The organism is Pseudomonas sp. B1(2018) (assembly GCF_003097365.1).
Lineage (GTDB): Bacteria > Pseudomonadota > Gammaproteobacteria > Pseudomonadales > Pseudomonadaceae > Aquipseudomonas > Aquipseudomonas laurylsulfatiphila.
Genome location: NZ_PYUK01000016.1, coordinates 88,805 through 110,810 on the forward strand (window position 1 = coordinate 88,805; position 22,006 = coordinate 110,810).

Annotated in this window: 18 protein-coding genes; 9 read left to right on the plus strand and 9 right to left on the minus strand. The window is 61.0% G+C overall.

What is annotated here, in order from left to right; all coding sequences use genetic code 11:
* The first annotated feature begins 194 nt into the window (after nt 1-194).
* Nucleotides 195-1,982: a hypothetical protein gene (locus tag C9422_RS23060; protein WP_116582272.1), complete on the plus strand. Its 1,788-nt coding sequence runs from the start codon at nt 195-197 to the stop codon at nt 1,980-1,982.
* 77 nt (nt 1,983-2,059) lie between these two features.
* Here C9422_RS23060 and C9422_RS23065 read toward each other — a convergent pair whose 3' ends face one another.
* From C9422_RS23065 to bioB, 7 genes are all read right to left on the minus strand, one after another.
* Nucleotides 2,060-3,865 carry a phenylacyl-CoA dehydrogenase gene (locus C9422_RS23065; protein WP_007980335.1) on the minus strand — a complete coding sequence of 602 codons (1,806 nt, stop codon included), beginning with the start codon at nt 3,863-3,865 and terminating at the stop codon, nt 2,060-2,062.
* A 277-nt stretch (nt 3,866-4,142) separates the two neighbouring features.
* Entirely contained in the window at nt 4,143-4,439 is a 297-nt protein-coding gene (locus tag C9422_RS23075) for a pyrroloquinoline quinone biosynthesis protein PqqE (RefSeq protein ID WP_116582274.1), read from the minus strand.
* 122 nt (nt 4,440-4,561) lie between these two features.
* Complete coding sequence (gene bioD / locus C9422_RS23080; protein ID WP_116582275.1) at nt 4,562-5,242, minus strand: dethiobiotin synthase; 681 nt, start codon at nt 5,240-5,242, stop codon at nt 4,562-4,564.
* Nucleotides 5,239-6,051 carry a malonyl-ACP O-methyltransferase BioC gene (bioC, locus tag C9422_RS23085; protein WP_116582276.1) on the minus strand — a complete coding sequence of 271 codons (813 nt, stop codon included), beginning with the start codon at nt 6,049-6,051 and terminating at the stop codon, nt 5,239-5,241. Before bioC ends, bioD begins: the two co-directional genes overlap by 4 nt.
* Nucleotides 6,044-6,775 (minus strand): alpha/beta fold hydrolase, encoded by a 732-nt coding sequence (locus tag C9422_RS23090; RefSeq protein WP_116582277.1) that lies wholly within the window; start codon nt 6,773-6,775, stop codon nt 6,044-6,046. The genes bioC and C9422_RS23090 overlap by 8 nt, the downstream gene beginning before the upstream one ends.
* Nucleotides 6,768-7,946 carry an 8-amino-7-oxononanoate synthase gene (gene bioF / locus C9422_RS23095; RefSeq protein WP_116582278.1) on the minus strand — a complete coding sequence of 393 codons (1,179 nt, stop codon included), beginning with the start codon at nt 7,944-7,946 and terminating at the stop codon, nt 6,768-6,770. The genes C9422_RS23090 and bioF overlap by 8 nt, the downstream gene beginning before the upstream one ends.
* A gap of 123 nt (nt 7,947-8,069) precedes the next feature.
* A complete protein-coding gene (gene bioB / locus C9422_RS23100) occupies nt 8,070-9,125 on the minus strand; it encodes a biotin synthase BioB (RefSeq protein ID WP_007980348.1) in 1,056 nt (351 codons plus the stop codon).
* Nucleotides 9,126-9,218: 93 nt separating this feature from the next.
* Here bioB and C9422_RS23105 point away from each other — a divergent pair, with 93 nt between their 5' ends.
* The 5 genes from C9422_RS23105 to rarD all read left to right on the plus strand — a co-directional run bounded on the left by C9422_RS23105 (nt 9,219) and on the right by rarD (nt 15,057).
* Nucleotides 9,219-9,959 carry a ComF family protein gene (locus tag C9422_RS23105; RefSeq protein WP_116582279.1) on the plus strand — a complete coding sequence of 247 codons (741 nt, stop codon included), beginning with the start codon at nt 9,219-9,221 and terminating at the stop codon, nt 9,957-9,959.
* 184 nt (nt 9,960-10,143) lie between these two features.
* A complete protein-coding gene (locus C9422_RS23110) occupies nt 10,144-10,908 on the plus strand; it encodes a TOBE domain-containing protein (RefSeq protein ID WP_116582280.1) in 765 nt (254 codons plus the stop codon).
* 65 nt (nt 10,909-10,973) lie between these two features.
* The gene (locus tag C9422_RS23115) at nt 10,974-12,875 is read left to right on the plus strand and encodes a PhoX family phosphatase (protein WP_116582281.1); all 1,902 of its coding nucleotides are present in this window, start codon (nt 10,974-10,976) and stop codon (nt 12,873-12,875) included.
* A gap of 194 nt (nt 12,876-13,069) precedes the next feature.
* On the plus strand, nt 13,070-14,044 hold the full coding sequence (locus C9422_RS23120) for a serine/threonine protein kinase (protein WP_015097103.1): 975 nt from the start codon (nt 13,070-13,072) through the stop codon (nt 14,042-14,044).
* Between the two features lie 125 nt (nt 14,045-14,169).
* Nucleotides 14,170-15,057, plus strand: a complete 888-nt coding sequence (gene rarD, locus C9422_RS23125; RefSeq protein ID WP_095964118.1) for an EamA family transporter RarD — start codon at nt 14,170-14,172, stop codon at nt 15,055-15,057.
* Between the two features lie 215 nt (nt 15,058-15,272).
* On the opposite strand, the gene C9422_RS23130 is transcribed toward rarD, so the two are convergent.
* Complete coding sequence (locus C9422_RS23130) at nt 15,273-15,791, minus strand: glycine cleavage system protein R (RefSeq protein ID WP_102700735.1); 519 nt, start codon at nt 15,789-15,791, stop codon at nt 15,273-15,275.
* Between the two features lie 567 nt (nt 15,792-16,358).
* On the opposite strand from C9422_RS23130, the gene C9422_RS23135 reads away from it, so the two are divergent.
* Nucleotides 16,359-18,536 carry a malate synthase G gene (locus C9422_RS23135; RefSeq protein ID WP_116582282.1) on the plus strand — a complete coding sequence of 726 codons (2,178 nt, stop codon included), beginning with the start codon at nt 16,359-16,361 and terminating at the stop codon, nt 18,534-18,536.
* 95 nt (nt 18,537-18,631) lie between these two features.
* On the opposite strand, the gene C9422_RS23140 is transcribed toward C9422_RS23135, so the two are convergent.
* Nucleotides 18,632-19,078, minus strand: coding sequence for a response regulator (locus tag C9422_RS23140; RefSeq protein WP_116582283.1), 447 nt, complete (start codon nt 19,076-19,078; stop codon nt 18,632-18,634).
* Nucleotides 19,079-19,332: 254 nt separating this feature from the next.
* Here C9422_RS23140 and C9422_RS23145 point away from each other — a divergent pair, with 254 nt between their 5' ends.
* Nucleotides 19,333-21,273 carry a putative nucleotidyltransferase substrate binding domain-containing protein gene (locus C9422_RS23145; protein WP_116582284.1) on the plus strand — a complete coding sequence of 647 codons (1,941 nt, stop codon included), beginning with the start codon at nt 19,333-19,335 and terminating at the stop codon, nt 21,271-21,273.
* Nucleotides 21,270-21,977, plus strand: a complete 708-nt coding sequence (locus tag C9422_RS23150; protein ID WP_116582285.1) for a PolC-type DNA polymerase III — start codon at nt 21,270-21,272, stop codon at nt 21,975-21,977. Before C9422_RS23145 ends, C9422_RS23150 begins: the two co-directional genes overlap by 4 nt.
* Nucleotides 21,978-22,006 lie beyond the last annotated feature (29 nt).

Genomic DNA, 22,006 nt, shown 5'->3' on the forward strand with positions numbered 1-22,006 from the left:
CGTAACCGGCCGACGCACGCAGGTGAAAGCATCCGAACGGCAAGTGCCGACCTTACACCGGCACTGAATCCGCTGGATCGAGCCCCCATTCGACATTCACGGCTTTGCGTTTCTCTTGCGCAGGATCAAGCGCATCAGCAGATCTGTGATCCCGATTGGCCGGCAATTGGTCCTGCAAGATTCTGGAGTGAGCCATGAGCTTATCTTTGTTCGAAAAAACGCTCGCGATACCGCTGCTGCCTCACAAACGACTCAACGGCATCTTCAGTCGCCATGCTCTGCTCGCCAGTGCTGTCGCCATCGCACTGGTCATTGGTGGTGGTGGAGATGCATTTGCCAAAAACGGAGCTGGCGGTGGCGGTGGCGGTGGGGGCGGAGGCGGGACTGCCAAGCCCCCGGGAGTGCCCTCGCCGTTCACGACGCCCACACTGCCCGATCCGATTTTCACAAACCCGACGGCGATTCATGGGTTTGATGTGACCGGTTTTATCCAAAACATGACCCTGGACACCACCAATACGAATTGCCCTACAACCAGCGACCCGGGTCGCTTCGGGGGGACTGTCCAGCTGAATGGCGTCACGATTGTTGTCCCTTGCAACACCGTTATGCAGATGCCGGCCAATACCCTGACCTGGGCTGAATTCGTCAGGGGTGGAACCCTGGCGCTCGGAAAATCTCCGGCGGTCTATCCCTCGTTCGAGATCCATGTAGTAGGCAATACCGTCTCCAACAAGCAGATTGCCGGGCTGATCTTTGTCTCCCAGCAATCGGTCAACGCCGGGAGCGGTGTCATCACCCGGATCGACTACACCAACGGCAACCTCGAAGTCGACAGCGGGAACCCGACGCAACCCACGATTATTCAGATCAACGACCCGAACGGACGTTTTGGCCGCGCCCAAAGCCCCGACCCACGCTTCTCCGTCGATGATGCCAACCCGACCATCCATGCCGCCACCGGCTACCCGATGTGCGTGCCGCGCACGATTTCCGGGGACGATGCGCTCTGCCCGCAGAAAAACCGGCCAAAAGTGGTCACCCCGACCACGACCAACAACTGCCGCAACTTCAGCCAGGCTGGCGTCACGCCTCCGGCCAGCGGAGAGCTCTCAGGTCCAGCGGTGGGGCAAACCTATTGCAGCCAGTACGTCATGAAGAGATTCAGCGATGCGACACGTACGGCGACGGACCCCGACCCGACCCAACAGGCACCCTTCGAAGTCGGCGACTTCATCAGTTGGTCCGGCACTCTGTTCAAGTCAGCAACAACAGGCCTCCCGGACTTCGTCTCTGCACACACGATCGAGGCGAATGTCGGGATCTACACTCAACCGGGTTCGCAGCCCAGCTACCTGGCTATCGGGGAATTTGGCATCGGTACGGCCGACCCGGCCGCAACGGCCATCAACGGAGTAGCCCAAGAGACGCAGGACCGGATTTTCCTTGAAGCCTCGACCACCGACATCAAGACCCCGGTCGACATTTACCTGATAGATGTCAATCCATCGACGGGCGTACAAACCAATCGCTGGGTGACACCCTATGAGATGACGGGTGAATGCAACCCTGCGCTGGGCCTTGCGACCAGTTGCCTGGGAGCCTCGGGCGGTATTACCACACAGAACACCGGTCCTCAGCCACAACGCGCCAGACTACGTGCGACCAAAGCGCCCGCTGGGCTGCTTAGCCAGCCGACGCGTACCTTGCGCGTCGTTGCACGGTCACTTTGCGTTCCGCAGCAAGCCTTATCCCAGGCCGGTGTGGACAGTTGCATCCAGAATGCGGCCCGGCTGACCGTCGCCAATGGACTGGTTGCCGGACAGTATGTGGCGCCGGTGTTCGAGTTCATCTTTCCGGAAGGCGTCAAGCCTGGCGATCCGGTGGTGCCTAACGACTTCTGGCACCTGCCGTTCATACGTAACGGCGAAGGCGCGACCTCCCCGACTGGCGTCGGCCCCCTGGATCCGACGCCATGGTGATCAAGGCCTGACCCCAGTGCAAAAAAAACCGCCGCTCCCGGGAGGAAGCGGCGGTTCTTTTGAACATCCCCTAAGGCTTAGTAGCCCAGGTCGAAGTTCTCTTCTTTCATGTCCATCAGGTTGTTGGCGCCCGACAGCATGGTTGCGACGTGAGTGCGGGTACGCGGCAGAATGCGCTGGAAGTAGAAGCGCGCAGTCTGCAGCTTGGCGGTGTAGAACGCCTCTTCGGAAGTGCCGGCAGCCAGTTTCTCGGCAGCCAGACGCGCCATGTCAGCCCAGAAGTAGGCCAGGCAGGCGTAACCGGAGTACATCAGGTAGTCCACGGAGGCCGCGCCGACTTCTTCGCGATCCTTCATGGCGGCCATACCGACCTTCATGGTCAGCTCGCCCCATTCCTTGTTCAGTGCAGCCAGCGGCGCGACGAACTCTTGAACCGCTTCGTTGCCTTCGTTGGTCTGGCAGAACTTGTGGACGATCTTGGTGAAGCCTTTGAGAGCCTCGCCCTGGGTCATCAGCACTTTACGGCCCAGCAGGTCGAGTGCCTGGATACCGGTGGTGCCTTCGTACAGCATCGAAATACGGCTGTCGCGAACGTTCTGCTCCATGCCCCACTCGGCGATGAAGCCGTGGCCGCCATAGATCTGCACGCCGTGGTTGGCCGCTTCAAAACCGACTTCGGTCATGAAGGCCTTGGCGATTGGCGTCATGAAGGCCAGTAGTGCGTCGGCTTTCTTCTTCTCTTCTTCGTCCACGCCGTACTTGACGATGTCGACTTGCTTGGCGGTGAAGTAAACCATCGCGCGGTTACCTTCGGCGAACGCCTTCATGGTCAACAGCATGCGACGTACGTCAGGGTGCACAATGATCGGGTCAGCGGCTTTGTCCGGCGCTTTCGGGCCAGTCAGCGAGCGCATTTGCAGACGGTCGCGAGCGTATTTCAGGCCGCCCTGGAAACCGACTTCAGCGTGGGCCAGGCCTTGCAGCGCGGTACCCAGGCGAGCGGTGTTCATGAAGGTGAACATGCAGTTCAGGCCTTTGTTCGCCGGGCCGATCAGGAAACCGGTGGCGCCGTCGAAGTTCATCACGCAGGTGGCGTTGCCGTGGATGCCCATCTTGTGTTCCAGGGAACCGCAAGACACAGCGTTACGCGTGCCAACCGAGCCATCGGCGTTGGGCAGGAACTTCGGCACGATGAACAGGGAGATGCCTTTGGTGCCAGCCGGTGCATCCGGCAGGCGGGCCAGTACGATGTGGACGATGTTGTCGGCCATGTCGTGTTCACCGGCCGAGATGAAGATCTTGGTGCCGGAGACTTTGTAGGAACCGTCGGCCTGAGGCTCGGCCTTGGTGCGCAGCATGCCCAGGTCGGTGCCGCAGTGCGGCTCGGTCAGGCACATGGTGCCGGTCCATTCGCCGGAAACCAGCTTGGTCAGGTAGGCCTCTTGCTGCTCAGGGGTGCCGTGCTCGGAGATGGTGTTCATCGCACCGTGCGACAGCCCCGGGTACATGCCCCACGACCAGTTGGACTCGCCGACCATTTCACTGATGGCCAGGCCCAGGGATTCCGGCAAGCCTTGGCCGCCGTGCTCGACGTCATGAGCCAGGCTCGGCCAGCCGCCTTCAACGAATTGCTTGTAGGCTTCCTTGAAGCCAGTCGGCGTCTTAACGCCAGACTCGCTCCAGGTGCAGCCTTCGAGGTCGCCCACACGGTTCAGCGGAGCCAGTACCTGCTCACAAAACTTGGCGCCTTCCTCGAGAATGGCGTCAACCATGTCCGGCGTTGCGTCGGCACAAGCCGGAAGGCTCTGATAGTGCGCTTCGTAGCCGAGCAGTTCGTCACGAACGAAGCGAATATCACGCAAGGGGGCCTTGTAGTCAGGCATAGCGATAAACCTCTGCTGATGTAACCGGGAATGAACGACCGCATGGATTTGTTGTTGCGATCAAACAGTTGTTTGAAACATACGTTTACGCCGAAATCTTGTCAAGCGTCGATCTTTTGCCGTTCGTCATCGCAGCTTTGGACACACAGGCACACGGCAACGCAGCCGCGCTTTCAAAGCAGCCCGCCACACTGAAAAGATTAGTTGAGCAAGAAAGACTTACGCAGAAAAACGCCGCGAACAGGCGCGGCGTCGAGGGTGCGGTATCAGTGAAGAATCAAGCGTAGGTATCGATCAACGTTCCGAGCACTTCATCGGAGGCCTTGGCGATTTTTACGCCCAGCTCCGCCTGAATCTTGCCTTGGGCCATTTCGACCACGTTGCTGGCCAGATCCGATTGCTGGCTACGATCAACCGATCGCAGACGATCGACCTGCGCCTCGGAAGACTGGCTGGTGACCGAACGTTCGATGGTGGTGTTGGCAATCTGCCCGGCGGCTTGATCGACTCGGTTCTGCCCTGTCTGAAGAGTGCTCAGACCGGCATAAAAAGCGGTGTTTCCTGAGATTTCCATGGGAGAACTCGTCCTTTCAAAGGATCAACAACGGCCATTGAAGCAGAGTGGCAGGCAAAACACCCGTCAAAAACACTAATGGCACAGTGCCTTGCAATAGGCAAAGCCCGCATTCCCAAACCTCAGTCCAACAGGTCCAGTTGCAAGTGCTCGGCCACGGCTTCTGCCGTCACGGTCTTGAGTTTGGGCACACGCCCCAGGCACGGCGCCGGGAGGCGCTCGGCCAGGGTGGCGAGGTTTTCTTCCAGCCGCGAGGTCTTCGGGTCGATGATGTTGGCCACCCATCCCGCCAGTTGCAAACCGTCCCGGGCGATCGCTTCGGCGGTCAACAAGGCATGGCTGATACACCCCAGGCGCACGCCGACCACCAGGATCACCGGCAGCTTCAATGCAATGGCCAGGTCCGACAGATTGTCCTGATCCGCCAAGGGTACGCGCCAGCCGCCAGCGCCTTCGATCAGGGTGAAGTCCGCCTGCAGCCCGAGAATCTGCCGCATCGGCGCCAGCAACGACTGCACCGTCAACGCCACGCCCGCCTCCCGTGCCGCCAGATGCGGAGCAATGGCCGGTTCGAAGGCCACCGGATTGATCTGTACGTAGGTCAGCGGCAGCGAACACTCCGCCAGCAACGCCAGTGCATCGGCGTTGCGCAAGCCTTTGGGCGTCACATCGCACCCGGACGCGACCGGCTTGCCCGCCGCCGTGCTCAGCCCCGCCGAACGCGCCGCATGCAGCAGCCCCGCAGCGACTGTGGTTTTGCCGACATCCGTATCCGTACCGGTGATGAAATAGGCTGCGCTCATAAGGGTTTCTCCAAAACGGCGTACACCACTTGATAAGTCGCCGGCAGGCCTCGGGCCTGACGAAACTGCTCATAAGCCTCGATCAAACCCAGAATCCGCGCCCGGCCAGTCAAGCCACCCGGTCGACCGGGATTGAGATTGTGCGCACCCAGCGCCTTGAGCTCATGGGTCAGGCTGCGCACATCCGGGTAATGCAGCACATGCGCAAGGTTTTGCAGACTGACCACCCTCAAGCCGCTGGCCGCACACAACTGCTGATAAACACCAAACTCCCGAAAGCGGTTGACGTGCACCATGCCATCGACCTGTCGCCAGCTGTCGCGCAGTTCAAACAACGTCCCTGTACAAAGACTAGCAAACGCAAAAATGCCACCCGGTTTCAGCACTCGATAAGCTTCACGAAGCACCGAGTCGAAGTCCGCACACCATTGCACCGCCAGGCTCGAGAAGATCAGGTCGCAGGTCGAGTCCTGGAGTGGCAAACGCTCGGCATCGCCCGCCACGAAATGCGTGGCACCGCCCAACGGCCGGGCGTGGTTGAGCATGCCCTCGGCGATATCCAGCGCCACACCGTGACTGCTCGGAAATTGCTCACCCAAGGCACGACTGAAATGCCCGGTGCCGCAGCCCAGGTCCAACCAACGCTGCGGTACAAAATCCTGCGGCAAACACCGGAGCAATTGGCTGCCGACATCACGCTGCAACTCGGCCACGCTGTCGTAGCTTTGCGCCGCACGGGAGAAAGATGCAGCGACCTGGCGTTTGTCGGGTAAGCCGCCGGGCAGGTTGGGAAGGGATAAATCAGTCATCGCCGGACTCATGCAAAAAGGCCTGGATCGCCCCCGCCACACCGTGGGGATCTTCCAGAAGAAACGCGTGGCCGGCCTGCTCAATCAGACCGACTTCTATATCCGGCAGCAACGCCAGTAAATCGCCCGCCGCCTCCGCCGGTACCAGCCCGTCGAGGCCGGCGAACAGATGCAGTTGCGGACCCCGGAACGATTGCATTGCCTGCCGTGTATCCAGTTGCGCAAGTACTTGCAGACCGCTCAGCAGCACTGGCGCGGCGGTGTTCGGTGCGCCAGCGAGCAAAAGCCGCGACAATCCACGCGGGTCTTCGGCGCCTTGGGCGCAGAGCAGTGAAAAGCGTTTCAAGGTCGCGCGCGGATCGGCTGCACATCCCGCCAGAAACGCATCGAAGGTTTCCCCAGGCATGGCGGCCGACCAGTGTTCATGCGCGACAAAAGACGCGTTGCTGGCCAGCGTGAACACGCCGCAGCAGCGATCGCCACGCCGGGCCGCCAGTTCGCAGGCAAGCATGCCACCCAATGACCAGCCGCCCAGCCAGGCGTCTTGCGGCAATGTCGCATCAAGCTCATCGAGCCACTCTTGAAGATCGCTCGACTCCAGGTCGGGCAACGGCTCGATCTCGACACGCAGGTGCTCGTCCAGGCCGCGTAAAGCCGCAGCCAAAGGCTCCAGCGGTGAAACGCCGAGGCCCCAGCCGGGCAGCAGAATCAAACGATCACGCATGGCTTGGCTCCGGCTGCAGTTGTTGAAAACAATCGGCCAGTCCGTTTAACAATAGCTGCACCTGGGCCTCGCTGTGGGCTGCCGTCAGCGTGACCCGCAGTCGGGCGCTGCCAGCGGGTACGGTCGGCGGGCGAATCGCGGTCACCATCAACCCGCGCTCGCGCAGCATTTGCGAAAGACGCACAGCGCGCCCGGCATCACCGACCATGATCGGTTGAATCGGTGTGAAGCTGTCCATGAGTTCCAGGCCGATCTGTTCGGCACCCTGGCGGAACTGGCGGATCAGCGTCTGCAAATGCTCGCGGCGCCAGTGTTCGCTGCGCAGCAGTTCCAGGCTTTTCAACGTGGCGCAGGCCAGCGCCGGTGGCTGGCTGGTGGTGTAGATGTAAGGCCGGGCAAACTGGATCAGACTTTCAATCAGCTCTTCGCTGCCGGCCACAAAAGCGCCCGCCGTACCGAAGGCTTTGCCGAGGGTGCCGACCAGCACCGGAACCTCTTCCTGGCTCAAACCGAAATGCTCGACGACGCCGCCACCGTTGGCACCCAGCGGTCCGAAACCATGGGCATCGTCGACCATCAACCAGGCGCCTTTGGCCTTGGCCTCTCGGGCCAGTGCCGGCAAGTCGGCGATATCGCCGTCCATGCTGAACACGCCGTCGGTGACCACCAGGGTATTGCCGGTGGCTTTTTCCAGGCGCTTGGCCAGGCTCACCGGGTCGTTGTGCAAGTAGCGATTGAACCGCGCGCCGGACAGCAGCCCCGCGTCGAGCAGCGACGCATGATTGAGCCGGTCTTCGAGCACCGTATCACCCTGCCCCACCAACGCCGTGACCGCACCGAGGTTGGCCATGTAACCGGTGGTGAACAGCAGCGCGCGCGGACGACCGGTCAGGTCGGCCAAGGCTTCTTCCAGGGCATGGTGCGGGGCGCTATGGCCGATGACCAGATGTGAGGCGCCGCCACCCACCCCCCACTTAGAAGCGCCGGCACGCCAGGCTTCGATCACTTGTGGATGATTGGCCAGCCCCAGGTAGTCGTTGTTACAGAACGCCAGCAACGGCTTGCCATCAACCACCACTTGCGGCCCTTGCGGGCTTTCGAGCAGCGGACGCTGGCGGTAGAGATTTTCGGCACGACGGGCAGCAAGGCGTGCGGCGAGATCGAAAGACATGCAGGCCTCGCGAAAAAGAAAGAAACATCAATTCCTGTAGGAGCTGCCGCAGGCTGCGATCTTTTGATCTTAAAAAATCAAGATCAAAAGATCGCAGCCTGCGGCAGCTCCTACAGAGAGCGATCAGACGGCGGCGTTATAGAACTGCTCGCTGCTCTTCTGCTCCACCAGCGCCTGCTCGATCGCCGCCTGATGCACTTCATCGGCGTGCTCTTCGCGGGCTTCCGGCAGGATCCCCAGGCGCCCGAACAGTTGCATGTCCTTGTCGGCCTGCGGGTTGGCGGTGGTCAGCAGTTTCTCGCCGTAGAAAATCGAGTTGGCACCGGCGAAGAACGCCAGAGCCTGCATCTGCTCGTTCATTGCTTCGCGGCCGGCAGACAGGCGCACGTGGGATTGCGGCATCAGGATGCGCGCGACCGCGAGCATGCGGATGAAATCGAACGGGTCGACGTCGTCGGCATTTTCCAGCGGCGTACCGGCGACTTTCACCAGCATGTTGATCGGCACCGACTCCGGATGCTCCGGCAGGTTGGCCAGCTGGATCAGCAGGTTGGCGCGGTCGTCCAGCGACTCGCCCATGCCGAGGATGCCGCCGGAGCAGATCTTCATCCCCGACTCACGCACATAGGCCAGGGTTTGCAGGCGCTCGCTGTAGGTGCGGGTGGTGATGATGCTGCCGTAGAACTCCGGCGATGTATCGAGGTTGTGGTTGTAGTAGTCGAGACCGGCCTTGGCCAGCGCCTCGGTCTGCTCCTGATCCAGGCGGCCGAGGGTCATGCAGGTTTCCAGGCCCAGGGCTTTCACGCCTTCAACCATCTTCAGTACGTACGGCATGTCCTTGGCCGACGGGTGCTTCCACGCCGCGCCCATGCAGAAGCGGGTCGAACCGATGGCCTTGGCGCGAGCGGCCTCTTCGAGGACCTTCTGCACTTCCATCAGTTTTTCTTTTTCCAGGCCAGTGTTGTAGTGACCGGACTGCGGACAATATTTGCAATCTTCCGGGCAGGCGCCGGTCTTGATCGACAACAGGGTCGACACCTGAACGCGGTTGGCGTCGAAATGCGCACGGTGCACCGTCTGCGCCTGGAACAACAGGTCATTGAATGGCTGAACGAAGAGTGCTTTGACTTCGGCCAAAGACCAGTCATGACGCAGGGTTGCAGTGGTGCTGGCGCTCATGGGCGTTTCCTTTGAATTATGCTTTGGCATGCGGCTGGGTCATGGAATGTCACAGCCGCCTCACAGATGTTTCGGCATATTTAAGGAAGAGCGATGCGCTGTCAACCACAGAACAAAGGACAGGTTTACATCTGGTCAAAAAACAAACAGCCGTGCTTGCTGTGCGATGAACCCGCCGACGGCATCGCCCCGGTCTGTACGGCATGTGAAACCGAGTTGCCCTGGCTTGGCGCTCACTGCCGTACCTGTGCCCTGCCGCTCCCGGCCGCGGGCCTGACCTGCGGCCATTGCGTGAAGCAGCCACCGGCCTTCGAACAGGTGATTGCCCCCTGGACCTACAGCTTTCCGGTTGACAGCCTGATCACCCGCTTCAAACACAATGCAAAGTGGCCGTTTGGCCGCTTGCTCGCCGAACTTCTCGCTCAATACCTGCAACATCGCTTCGAAGACGATCTGCAGCGACCCGATGCGCTGATTCCGGTACCGCTGGCCAACCGGCGCCTGCGCCAGCGCGGGTTTAACCAGGCGGCGATGCTGGCCCGCTGGTTGAGTGAAGCCCTGGACATTCCATGCGACGAACGGTTGCTGCTGCGAACCCAGGACACCGATGCCCAGCAGGCCTTGAATGCCCAAGCGCGCCGCAAGAACTTGCGCAACGCTTTCAGCCTGATACCCGGTGCCGCCGTCAAGGGCCGGCACCTGGCCCTGATCGACGACGTCCTCACCACCGGTGCCACGGCCCAGGCCCTGGCCTGGTTGTTGATCGACGCCGGTGCAGCGCGGGTCGACGTCTATTGCCTGGCCCGCACGCCCAAACCCGGCGATGCGGTTTGACCTGAGCGCACAAAACCTGTGGGAGCGAGCCTGCTCGCGATGACGGTGTATCAGACACGCCAATGTTGAATCTGATGAACTCATCGCGAGCAGGCTCGCTCCCACAGGGATTGTGGCGTGACTTGACTCCCAGGCTTTCAGCCGCCACCGTCCTCCCCATCGCCACCACCCAAAGCGACTTGCCATGTCTTTGCCCACCTTGTTGTCCCAGCACATTGTCCGCCGTCCGCAGCGCATCGCCCTGCTGCAGCACATCGCCGAGCAAGGCTCGATCACCCGTGCGGCAAAAAGCGCGGGCCTGAGCTACAAGGCTGCCTGGGATGCCATTGATGAGTTGAACAACCTGGCGCAGAAGCCGTTGGTGGAGCGGATTGTCGGCGGCAAGGGTGGCGGCGGTGCCCGCCTCTCCAAAGAAGGCGAGCGGGTGCTGCGGCTGTACCAGAAGCTGCAAGCCTTGCAGGCCCAGGTGCTGGAAGCCGCTGAAGATGCCAGCGACCTCGACCTGCTCGGGCGTTTGATGCTGCGCACCAGCGCGCGCAATCAGTTGCACGGCAAGGTGGTGGCGATCGAGTCCCAGGGACGCAACGACCTGATTCGCCTCGAAGTCGCCGAAGGCTTGATCGTCGACGCGCAAATCACCCACGACAGCACCGAGCGCCTGGAACTGCAGATCGGCACCGAAGTCGTGGCCTTGATCAAGGCCGGCTGGCTCGATGTGCTGCAGATCGATTCAGCCGAAACGCCGGGAAACAATTGCCTGAAAGGCACCATCGAGAAGATTCTCGACGCCGACGACGGCCCCAGCGAGGTGCGCATCACCCTGCCTAACGGCCTGACCCTGTGCGCGCTGGACGAACCAACGCACCTGCGGGCATTGGGGCTGACCTGCGGCAAACCGGTGCGCGTGGAGTTTTCGCCCTCCAGGGTTCTGCTGGGTACGCCGCTTTAAGCAAACTGCAACAAAAGGTTCATTACTCATCATTAAGGTGTCTGCAAAACCGCAGGGAGCCTGAAATGAGCCTATTAGAAGAAAACCAGTCCACCGACCTCGAAACCATGGTCGGCCTCAGTCGTCGCAGCTTCATCGGCGCAGGTGCCCTGTGCGGCGCGGCGATGTTCCTCGGCGGCAACCTGCTGAGCCGCAGCGTGATGGCCGCCAGCGTCAGCGCCGGTAACAGCCAGTTGCTGGGCTTTGACAGCATTGCCGCCGCCACCAGCGACGCCATCACCCTGCCCCCGGGCTACAAATCCTCGGTGCTGATCAGCTGGGGCCAGCCCCTGCACAAGGACGGCCCGGCGTTCGACCCGAGCGGCAACGGCAGCGCCGAGCATCAGGAAGCCCAGTTCGGCGACAACAACGACGGCATGAGCCTGTTCGAGTTTCCGGGCGAAAAAGACCGCGCGCTGATGGCGATCAACAACGAATACACCAACTACCGCTACCTCTACGCCCATGGCGGCATGCCGCAATCGGCGCAAGACGTGCGCAAGGCGCTGGCCTGCGAAGGCGTGTCGGTGATTGAAGTGCAGCGCAAGAAGGGCCAATGGCAATTCGTCCAGGGCTCGCGCTACAACCGCCGCATTCACGGCAATACGCCGATCACCCTGAGCGGCCCGGCCGCCGGCCATGCCCTGCTGAAAACCAGCGCCGATCCCCAGGGCAAGAACGTTCTCGGCACCTTCCAGAACTGTGCCAACGGCAAGACGCCGTGGGGCACCTATCTGACCTGTGAAGAAAACTTCACCGACTGCTTCGGCAGCAGCAACGCCGAGCAGAAGTTCGACCCGGCGCAAAAACGCTACGGCGCGGTGGTGACCAGCAAAGAGATCAACTGGCACCAGCACGACGAGCGCTTCGACCTGGCCAAGAACCCCAACGAACTCAACCGTCATGGCTGGGTGGTGGAAATCGATCCGTTCGATCCGCAGTCGACGCCGGTCAAACGCACCGCCCTGGGCCGCTTCAAACACGAAAACGCCGCCCTGGCCGAAACCGGCGATGGCCATGCCGTGGTGTACATGGGCGACGACGAGCGCGGCGAGTTCATCTACAAATTCGTCAGCCGCGACAAGATCGACCACAAGAACCCCAAGGCCAACCGCGACATTCTCGATCACGGCACCCTCTATGTGGCGCGTTTCGATGCCGGGGACGGCAACGCCGATCACCCGAAAGGCCAGGGTGAATGGATCGAGTTGACCCACGGCAAAAACGGCATCGACGCCAGCAGCGGCTTTGCCGATCAGGCAGAAGTGCTGATCCACGCCCGTCTCGCCGCCAGTGTGGTGAAAGCCACGCGCATGGATCGCCCGGAATGGATCGTGGTCAGCCCCAAGGATGGCCAGGTCTACTGCACATTGACCAACAACGCCAAGCGCGGCGAAGACGGACAACCGGTGGGCGGACCGAACCCGCGGGAGAAGAACGTCTACGGCCAGATCCTGCGCTGGCGCACCGAGCGTGACGATCACGCTTCACACACCTTTGCCTGGGACCTGTTTGTGGTGGCCGGCAACCCGGCCGCACATGCCGGGACGCCCAAGGCCGGCTCGTCGAACATCACGCCGCAGAACATGTTCAACAGCCCGGACGGCTTGGGCTTCGACAAGGCCGGACGCTTGTGGATCCTGACCGACGGTGATGTGAGCAACACCGGTGACTTTGCCGGCATGGGCAATAACCAGATGCTCTGCGCTGATCCGGCGACCGGCGAGATTCGCCGCTTCATGGTCGGGCCGGTGGGCTGCGAGGTGACCGGGATCAGCTTCTCGCCGGACCAGAAAACCCTGTTCGTCGGAATCCAGCACCCGGGTGAAAACGGTGGCTCGACCTTCCCCGAGCATTTGCCCAATGGCAAGCCGCGCTCATCGGTGATGGCGATTTCGCGGGAAGATGGCGGGATCGTCGGCGCCTGATCCGGCCTCTTCGCGGGCAAGCCCGCTCCCACAGGGATTCATGTAGTCCTTGTGGGAGCGGGCTTGCCCCGGGCGGCGTTCCGACGAAGGCGTCAGCCCAGACACCACACATCTCAAGCCCACCCCCTAAAGCCCTGCCGTCTGCGCTACCATGCCTGGCCGGACGCAGCAGCCTGCTGCGCGCAGGAGTCAGCATGGCCCACCCGTTTGAAACCCTTACGCCAGACCTCGTGCTCGATGCCGTCGAAAGCATCGGCTTTCTCAGCGACGCGCGCATCCTGGCGCTCAACAGCTACGAGAACCGCGTCTATCAGGTCGGTATCGAAGACGCCGAGCCGCTGATCGCCAAGTTCTACCGGCCGCAACGCTGGTCCAACGAAGCGATTCTGGAAGAACACCAATTCACCGCCGAACTCGCCGATTGCGAGGTGCCGGTCGTGGCGCCGTTGATTCACAACGGTGAAACCCTGCACGAACACAGCGGTTTCCGTTTTACCCTGTTCCCCCGCCGCGGCGGCCGCGCACCGGAGCCGGGCAACCTCGATCAACTGTATCGCCTGGGTCAGTTGCTCGGACGCCTGCACGCGGTCGGCTCGACCCGGCCGTTCGAACACCGTGAAGCGCTGGCGGTGAAAAACTTCGGCCATGACTCGCTGGCCACGTTGCTCGACGGCAACTTCATCCCCCGCAGTCTGCTGCCGGCCTACGAGTCGGTGGCCCGCGACCTGCTAAAGCGTGTGGAAGATGCCTACAGCAACACGCCGCACCAGAACATCCGCATGCATGGTGACTGCCACCCCGGCAACATGATGTGCCGCGACGAGATGTTCCATATCGTCGACCTCGACGACTGCCGCATGGGCCCGGCGGTACAGGACATCTGGATGATGCTCGCCGGCGATCGCCAGGATTGCCTGAGCCAGTTGTCGGAACTGATGGATGGCTACAACGAATTCCACGACTTCGACCCGCGTGAACTGGCGCTCATCGAACCCTTGCGCGCCCTGCGTCTGTTGCACTACAGCGCGTGGCTCGCCCGTCGCTGGGACGATCCGGCGTTCCCCCGCAGCTTCCCGTGGTTCGGCACCGAGCGTTACTGGGGTGATCAGGTGTTGGCTCTGCGCGAACAACTGGCGGCGCTCAATGAAGAGCCGTTGAAGCTGTTTTGATCGAAAATCAAAAGATCGCAGCCTTCGGCAGCTCCTACAGGGCTGCGATCTTTTTTCTGACACGACACATCTATACAACCACCTTACAATCCCTTCTTTGTTAGCTGCCTAAGCAAGGATTCTGCATGCAAGCCGCCAACCCGCGTCGCGGGTACATTCTGGGCCTGAGTGCCTACATCATCTGGGGACTTTTTCCCCTCTACTTCAAAGCCATCGCCAGCGTGCCCGCCGTGGAAATCATCATCCACCGAGTGTTGTGGTCGGCATTGTTCGGCGCCTTGTTGCTGATGGTATGGAAGCATCCCGGCTGGTGGCGCGAGCTGCGGGAGAACCCGCGACGCCTGGCGATCCTGGCCCTGAGCGGTGCGCTGATCGCGGCCAACTGGCTGACTTACGTCTGGTCAGTGAACAACGGCCGCATGCTGGAGGCCAGCCTCGGTTACTACATCAACCCCTTGGTAAACGTGTTGCTGGGCATGCTGATCCTTGGCGAACGACTGCGGCGCATGCAGTGGATTGCCGTCGGTCTGGCGGCTGTGGGTGTGGCACAACAGGTCTGGCAAGTCGGCAGCCTGCCGTGGGTGTCGCTGGTGCTGGCACTGACCTTCGGTTTCTACGGGCTGATTCGCAAGCAGGCACCGGTCAAGGCTCTGCCCGGACTGGTAGTGGAAACCTGGATGCTGGTGCCGATCGCCATTGCCTGGTTGCTGTTCAACCCGACCGCCCACAGCGCTCAGGCCGAGTTCTGGACCACGTCAGAAGCCTGGTGGCTGGTGGCAGCCGGACCGGTCACGCTGGTGCCGCTGGTCTGCTTCAACGCGGCTGCACGGCATTTGCCATACACGACACTGGGCTTTCTCCAGTACCTGGCGCCGACATTGGTGCTGCTGCAAGCGGTGCTGCTGTTTGGCGAGCACCTGTCGTCCAGCACCCTGGTAGCGTTCATGTTCATCTGGGCCGGTCTGGCGGTTTACAGCGTGGATGCATGGCTAAGTTTGCGTCGCCGCAGCTGATCAAAAAACACACAAACCTCTACAGGCCACGAGTTCCGTGGCCTGTAGCATTCCTTCCCAAGGTTATCCACAGCGTGATCCCCGCTGATTGTGCGCAAGTGGCTGAAACTGCTGGTTTTTTGATCAGATCCCGAAGAGCCCCGGTCGGCGTGGCCTGGCGGGGTGTCTCTACAGGTTATCCACAAGCCGGTGCACGTTTAACTTGGATAACCTGATCAGGGCTCACTGCGCAGCACCAATTCGACCATCAGATCGTCGGCCAGGGTTTCCAGGCGCGATTGCAGGACGTCCAGCGACAGCGTCAGCGGAACGGCAAGAATCGCTTCGGCGTGGAACAACGGCTCGCTGCTCATCGGTGCCGGGCGCACTTCGGTAACCAACCGTTCCAGACTTACCCCCTGCTCGTTCAACAAGCGTGTGATGTCACGCACGATCCCCGGGCGATCATTGCCCACCAGTTCCATCGCGATCGGCTTCCAGGTGCAGGATTGTTCGATGCTGCTTTCGGCGATCAATACGCGGATGCCCTGGGTGGACAAGCCTTGCAGGGCATCGACCAATTCGTCATAGGCCTCGGCCGGCACCCCCACCCGCAGAATGCCGGCGAATTGTCCGGCCATGCGCGACATGCGGCTTTCCAGCCAGTTGCCGCCATGCTCGGCAATGCATTGGGCAATGCGCTCGACTTGCCCGGGCTTGTCCGGTGCAAAAACGGTGAGTACGAGGTGGTCCATGGCGCAGCCCTCTGGTCATGATTTTTGTGACAGAGAACCAAGTATAGGCAAGGGTTGAAAGGTGCCTGGGCAGATCCGGAATCAAAGGTGCATCGACTGCCCCCTTCGCGGGCAAGCCCGCTCCCACAGGGTCATGCGCTGTCCTTGTGGGAGCGGGCTTGCTCGCGAAGGGATGCACCGCCGATCTGACCGACCAAACAAATCGTGTACAACTTTTGATATTTAACTGGAACAATCTACTGGTTTTTTGAGAACATCCTGTTCCGCGCCGTGACTGCAATGCGTCATGGGGTCGCAGAACGACGTGATTAGTCTAATTTTCACATCCGCAATTCATCATGTAGTATGCCGCAGCGCGCACTACATAACGTTGGATCGATGTCTGCCGCCGGCCCGTTCGCAACCCTGAAAGCCCTGTCAGCAAGGCCCCAAGCCGTTGATTGGTCCCAACCCAGCCGCCCGTCATGGGCATGTACTGGCAGAGGGGTTTGTGGTTTAAATGGCCAAGGCTTCATTGTTAATTTGAAGAGCTGAAAAGCGAAATAGCTGAGCAGAGTGAGGCAAGCAATGACTGAACACGTTCAAGTCGGTGGCCTGCAGGTCGCCAAAGTCCTGTTCGACTTCGTGAACAACGAAGCCATTCCCGGTACCGGCCTCACCGCCGATAAGTTCTGGGCCGGTGCCGACAAGGTCATCCATGACCTGGCACCGAAGAACAAAGCCCTACTCGCCAAACGCGATGATTTCCAGGCTCGTATTGATTCCTGGCACCAGGAACGCGCCGGTCAGGCGCACGACGCCGTGGCCTATAAAGCCTTCCTGCAAGACATCGGTTATCTGCTGCCAGAAGCGGCCGATTTCCAGGCAACGACGCAAAACGTCGATGACGAAATCGCCCGCATGGCCGGCCCGCAGCTCGTGGTGCCGGTGATGAACGCCCGCTTTGCGCTCAACGCCTCGAACGCCCGCTGGGGCTCGCTGTACGACGCGCTCTACGGCACCGACGCCATCAGCGAAGCCAACGGTGCGGAAAAAGGCAAAGGCTACAACAAGGTTCGCGGTGACAAGGTCATCGCCTTCGCCCGTGCCTTCCTCGACGAAGCGGCGCCACTGGCGGCCGGCTCCCACGTCGATTCCACCGGCTACAAGATCGTCGCCGGCAAACTGGTGGTCGCCCTTAAAGGCGGCAGCAACACCGGCCTGCGCAACGACGCTCAGCTGATCGGCTTCCAGGGCGATGCCGCTGCACCGACCGCGATCCTGCTGAAAAACAACGGCCTGCATTTCGAAATCCAGGTCGACGCCAGCACCCCGGTCGGCCAGACCGACGCGGCCGGCGTCAAAGACATCCTGATGGAGGCCGCACTGACCACCATCATGGACTGCGAAGACTCGGTTGCCGCCGTCGACGCCGATGACAAAGTGGTGATCTACCGCAACTGGCTCGGCCTGATGAAGGGCGATCTGTCGGAAAGCGTCGCCAAGGGCGGTCAGACCTTTACCCGCACCATGAACGCCGACCGCACCTACACCGCGGTCGATGGCAGTGAACTGAGCCTGCACGGTCGTTCGTTGCTGTTCGTGCGCAACGTTGGCCACCTGATGACCATCGACGCGATCCTCGACAAAGAGGGCAACGAAGTGCCGGAAGGCATTCTCGATGGCCTGGTGACCTGCCTGTCGGCGATCCACAACCTCAACGGCAACAGCTCGCGCAAGAACAGCCGCACCGGCTCGGTCTATATCGTGAAACCGAAGATGCACGGCCCTGAAGAAGCCGCGTTCACCAACGAGTTGTTCGGTCGCATCGAAGACGTGCTGGGCCTGCCACGCAACACCCTGAAAGTCGGGATCATGGACGAGGAGCGTCGTACCACGATCAACCTCAAGGCCTGCATCAAGGCGGCGAGCGAGCGTGTGGTGTTCATCAACACCGGTTTCCTCGACCGCACCGGCGATGAAATCCACACCTCCATGGAAGCCGGCCCGATGGTGCGCAAGGCGGACATGAAGGCGGAAAAATGGATCGGCGCCTATGAGAATTCCAACGTCGATATCGGTCTGAGCACCGGCCTGCAAGGTCGCGCACAGATCGGTAAAGGCATGTGGGCCATGCCGGACCTGATGGCAGCGATGCTCGAACAGAAAATCGCTCACCCGCTGGCCGGTGCCAACACCGCCTGGGTACCTTCGCCGACTGCCGCTGCACTGCACGCACTGCACTACCACAAGGTCGACGTGTTCGCCCGTCAGGCCGAACTGGCCAAACGTGCCCATGCTTCGGTAGACGACATCCTGACCATCCCGCTGGCGGTGAACCCGCAGTGGACCGCCGAACAGATCAAGAACGAACTGGACAACAATAGCCAGGGCATTCTCGGTTACGTCGTGCGCTGGATCGACCAGGGCGTCGGTTGTTCGAAAGTGCCGGACATCAATGATGTCGGCCTGATGGAAGACCGTGCCACGCTGCGTATTTCCAGCCAGCACATCGCCAACTGGCTGCGCCATGGCGTCGTCACCGAAGAGCAGGTCATGGAAAGCCTCAAGCGCATGGCGCCGGTGGTTGACCGTCAGAACGCCGGTGACGCGCTGTACCGTCCGCTGGCCCCGAACTTCGACAGCAACATCGCCTTCCAGGCAGCGGTCGAACTGGTGGTCGAAGGTACCAAACAGCCGAACGGCTACACCGAGCCGGTCCTGCACCGTCGTCGTCGCGAGTTCAAGGCCGCCAATGGTCTGTAACTGAGCGTCTGCGCCAGACATGAAAAAGCCCTGATCGAAAGATCAGGGCTTTTTTGTTTGTATGATTTGTTGCTCTTTGTGGGCGCGGGCTTGGACTAAGGCTCAATCCCAAGCTCATGCTTGACCAACTCCAGCAGCTTGTCGGCATCAATCGGCTTGAGCAGAAAGTCCACCACATTCAAATGCATCGCGGCGATCGCATCTTTTACGTCGGCATCGCCCGAGACGATGATGACCGGCAACGCCGCCCGTACCGACTCGCGCACCTGTCGGATCAGGTCCAGCCCGTCGACATGCCCCATGCGCAGGTCGGTAATCACCAGTCCGATCGAAGGTTTCTCTTCCAGCATCTTGAGTGCCGCTTCGCCACTGGCCGCGGTCAGGCAACGAATACCGTCCAGTGCCAGGATCTCTGACAGCAGCTCCCGGGCGTCTTTATCGTCGTCGACGATCAGCACCCGTTGCGGTGGCAGGTCAGGTTCCAGCATGACTGCACTCAGCGCTTCGCGCTCGGCGTCGCTCAAAATATCGTGGTCGGACATGGCTTTCTCTACATATTCAATACAATTCCCTAGCACAGTGGTGAGACATCACTAAGCAGGCCATCAATGTGCACCTCGTCGGAAAATTTTCCAAGAGGGCAGAAGAGAGGTTTTTCGCACGTTTGCGTAGGATTCTTCCGACATTTCAGGATGCTAAAAGCCTACCTAGACTTACGTCCAATGGGCACCCCGGCCACAGGGGCCGACCATGTCCGGGTCATCCGACTACAACAATTCAAAAAAAGACTGCGGTAATGGTTATGAGTAAAGCGGACGCCTTCACACAGGCAGGGAAAACCGCGGTGTTGCAGAACATCCAGGGCACGTTGCAATTCCTTCAGCGCTTCCCGCCTTTCAACCAGATGGAGCACGCGCACCTGGCGTATCTGGTCGAGCAATGTCAGCTGCGTTTTTACGCCCCCGGCGAGAGCATCATCAAACCCGCCGACGGCCCGGTCGAGCACTTCTATATCGTCAAGCAAGGCCGGGTCGTGGGCGAGCGTCCGGATACGGCAAAAGGTGGCACCGAAACAGTCTTCGAGATCACCACCGGCGAATGTTTTCCCCTCGCGGCATTGCTGGGTGAACGGGCGACCCGTACCGAGCACCTGGCCGGCGAAGACACCTTTTGCCTGCAATTGAACAAGCCGGCGTTCATCCGCCTGTTTTCGCTATCGGACACCTTCCGCAACTTCGCCCTGCGCTGCGTCAGCAGCCTGCTGGACCAGGTCAACCAGCAAGTGCAGCAAAAAGCCGTGGAAACCCTCGGCACCCAATATTCGCTCAATACCCGACTGGGTGAATTGGCCATGCGCCACCCGGTGTCATGCGCCCCGCAGACCCCCTTGCGCGAAGCCGTGACGTTGATGCACGAACAACAGGTCGGCAGCATCGTGGTGGTCGATGAACTCAAGGCGCCACTGGGGATTTTCACCCTGCGCGACCTGCGTCAGACCGTGGCCAACGGCAGCAGCGATTTCAACGAAGCCATCGAAGGGCACATGACCCGGGCACCGTTTTTCCTGTCGCCGGATCACAGTGCATTCGACGCGGCAATTGCCATGACCGAGCGTCACATCGCCCATGTCTGCCTGGTCAAGGACCAACGCTTGTGCGGCGTGGTTTCCGAGCGCGATCTGTTTTCCCTGCAACGGGTCGACCTGGTGCACCTGGCGCGCACCATCCGCAACGCGCAGAAGGTGGAAAACCTGGTGGCGCTGCGGGGCGAAATCGGCCAACTGGTCGAGCGCATGCTGGCCCATGGCGCGTCTTCGACGCAGATCACCCACATCATTACCCTGCTCAACGATCACACCGTGTGCCGGGTGATCGAACTGACCCTCGCCGAAAAAGGCGATCCCGGCGTGCCATTCAGTTGGCTGTGCTTCGGCAGTGAAGGCCGTCGCGAGCAGACCCTGCACACCGATCAGGACAACGGCATTCTGTTCGAAGCCAGGGATGCAGCCCATGCCGCCGAGATTCGCGGCAAGTTGTTGCCCATCGCCCAGCAGATCAATCAGAGCCTGGCGCTGTGCGGCTTCACCTTGTGCAAGGGCAATATCATGGCCGGCAACCCCGAGCTGTGCCTGTCCCGGGCCGAATGGGCGCGGCGCTTTGCGGCGTTCATCCGCGAGGCCACCCCGGAGAACCTGCTGGGTTCGAGCATCTATTTCGATTTGCGCGTGGTCTGGGGCAGCGAGCAAGGCTGCGAGCAGTTGCGTCGGGGCATTCTCGATCAGGTCGGTGACAACCGTTTGTTCCAGCGCATGATGGCCGAGAATGCGTTGCGCAATCGCCCGCCCGTAGGGCGTTTGCGCGAGTTCGTGCTGACGCGCAAGAATGGCGAGAAGGCCACCCTGGATTTGAAAATTCAGGGGCTGACCCCATTTGTCGACGGCGCCCGGCTGTTGGCCCTGGCCCATGGCATCGAGGCCAATAACACGCTGGAGCGTTTTCGCCAATTGGTCGCCAAAGAGGTCATCGAACCCCTGGACGGCGCCGCGTACGAAGAGGCCTATCATTTCATTCAGCAAACCCGCATGCAGCAACATCAATTACAGACCCGGGAGAATTTTCCCTACTCGAACCGGGTCGATCCCGACAGCCTCAATCATCTGGACCGGCGCATCCTGCGTGAGTCCCTGCGTCAGGCCCAACGCCTGCAGAGCAGCCTGACCTTGCGGTATCAGTTATGAGCCTGTTTTCCTGGCTGCGCCCGCCGAGTCCCACCCTGCCCGCCGACCTGCAACATCGCCTGGAACGCTTGCCTGCCGCTGCCGCCTTGGGCGAATGCAGCCTGCGTGAGCAGCGCTGGGTGGTGCTGGATCTGGAAACCACCGGGCTGAACCTGAACAAGGACCATGTGCTGTCGATTGGCGCGATAGCGATCGAGGACGGGGCCATCGACTTTCGCCAGCAGTTCGAACGCACCTTGCAATATCCGCAAGTAAAACTCGGCCCCAGCGTGCTGATCCACGGCATTGGCCCCAGCGCCATTGCGGCGGGCAGCGATCCAGCAGAAGCGCTGGTGGACTTGATGGAGTACCTCGGTGACAGTCCGGTACTGGCCTTCCACGCGCCGTTTGACCAGCACATGCTCGGCCGTGCGCTGAAAGATCACCTGGGTTTCAAGTTGCAGCATCCGTTTCTGGACGTGGCGGACATTGCACCGCTGCTATGCCCCCAGGCGCACTTTCGCGAGGCCGGGCTGGACGATTGGATCGACTGTTTCAAGCTCGAAGTCTTCGAACGCCACCACGCCAGCGCCGACGCCTTGGCCACCGCCGAACTGGCGCTGATCCTGTTCAGCCGCGCGCGGCAGCAGCAGATTCATAGCCCGTTGAATTTGCAACAGCGCTTGAGTCAGTGGAAGCGTCGGCAACAAGCGCCGTCCTTCTAGTCTTCGGCGCCTGCTCTGGCCTCATCGCG

Bases quoted from the DNA above. Each gene is read 5' to 3' on its own strand.
- C9422_RS23060 (WP_116582272.1), top strand. From the start codon at position 195: ATGAGCTTATCTTTGTTCGAAAAAACGCTCGCGATACCGCTGCTGCCT.
- C9422_RS23065 (WP_007980335.1), bottom strand. From the start codon at position 3,865: ATGCCTGACTACAAGGCCCCCTTGCGTGATATTCGCTTCGTTCGTGAC.
- C9422_RS23075 (WP_116582274.1), bottom strand. From the start codon at position 4,439: ATGGAAATCTCAGGAAACACCGCTTTTTATGCCGGTCTGAGCACTCTT.
- bioD (WP_116582275.1), bottom strand. From the start codon at position 5,242: ATGAGCGCAGCCTATTTCATCACCGGTACGGATACGGATGTCGGCAAA.
- bioC (WP_116582276.1), bottom strand. From the start codon at position 6,051: ATGACTGATTTATCCCTTCCCAACCTGCCCGGCGGCTTACCCGACAAA.
- C9422_RS23090 (WP_116582277.1), bottom strand. From the start codon at position 6,775: ATGCGTGATCGTTTGATTCTGCTGCCCGGCTGGGGCCTCGGCGTTTCA.
- bioF (WP_116582278.1), bottom strand. From the start codon at position 7,946: ATGTCTTTCGATCTCGCCGCACGCCTTGCTGCCCGTCGTGCCGAAAAT.
- bioB (WP_007980348.1), bottom strand. From the start codon at position 9,125: ATGAGCGCCAGCACCACTGCAACCCTGCGTCATGACTGGTCTTTGGCC.
- C9422_RS23105 (WP_116582279.1), top strand. From the start codon at position 9,219: ATGCGCTGTCAACCACAGAACAAAGGACAGGTTTACATCTGGTCAAAA.
- C9422_RS23110 (WP_116582280.1), top strand. From the start codon at position 10,144: ATGTCTTTGCCCACCTTGTTGTCCCAGCACATTGTCCGCCGTCCGCAG.
- C9422_RS23115 (WP_116582281.1), top strand. From the start codon at position 10,974: ATGAGCCTATTAGAAGAAAACCAGTCCACCGACCTCGAAACCATGGTC.
- C9422_RS23120 (WP_015097103.1), top strand. From the start codon at position 13,070: ATGGCCCACCCGTTTGAAACCCTTACGCCAGACCTCGTGCTCGATGCC.
- rarD (WP_095964118.1), top strand. From the start codon at position 14,170: ATGCAAGCCGCCAACCCGCGTCGCGGGTACATTCTGGGCCTGAGTGCC.
- C9422_RS23130 (WP_102700735.1), bottom strand. From the start codon at position 15,791: ATGGACCACCTCGTACTCACCGTTTTTGCACCGGACAAGCCCGGGCAA.
- C9422_RS23135 (WP_116582282.1), top strand. From the start codon at position 16,359: ATGACTGAACACGTTCAAGTCGGTGGCCTGCAGGTCGCCAAAGTCCTG.
- C9422_RS23140 (WP_116582283.1), bottom strand. From the start codon at position 19,078: ATGTCCGACCACGATATTTTGAGCGACGCCGAGCGCGAAGCGCTGAGT.
- C9422_RS23145 (WP_116582284.1), top strand. From the start codon at position 19,333: ATGGTTATGAGTAAAGCGGACGCCTTCACACAGGCAGGGAAAACCGCG.
- C9422_RS23150 (WP_116582285.1), top strand. From the start codon at position 21,270: ATGAGCCTGTTTTCCTGGCTGCGCCCGCCGAGTCCCACCCTGCCCGCC.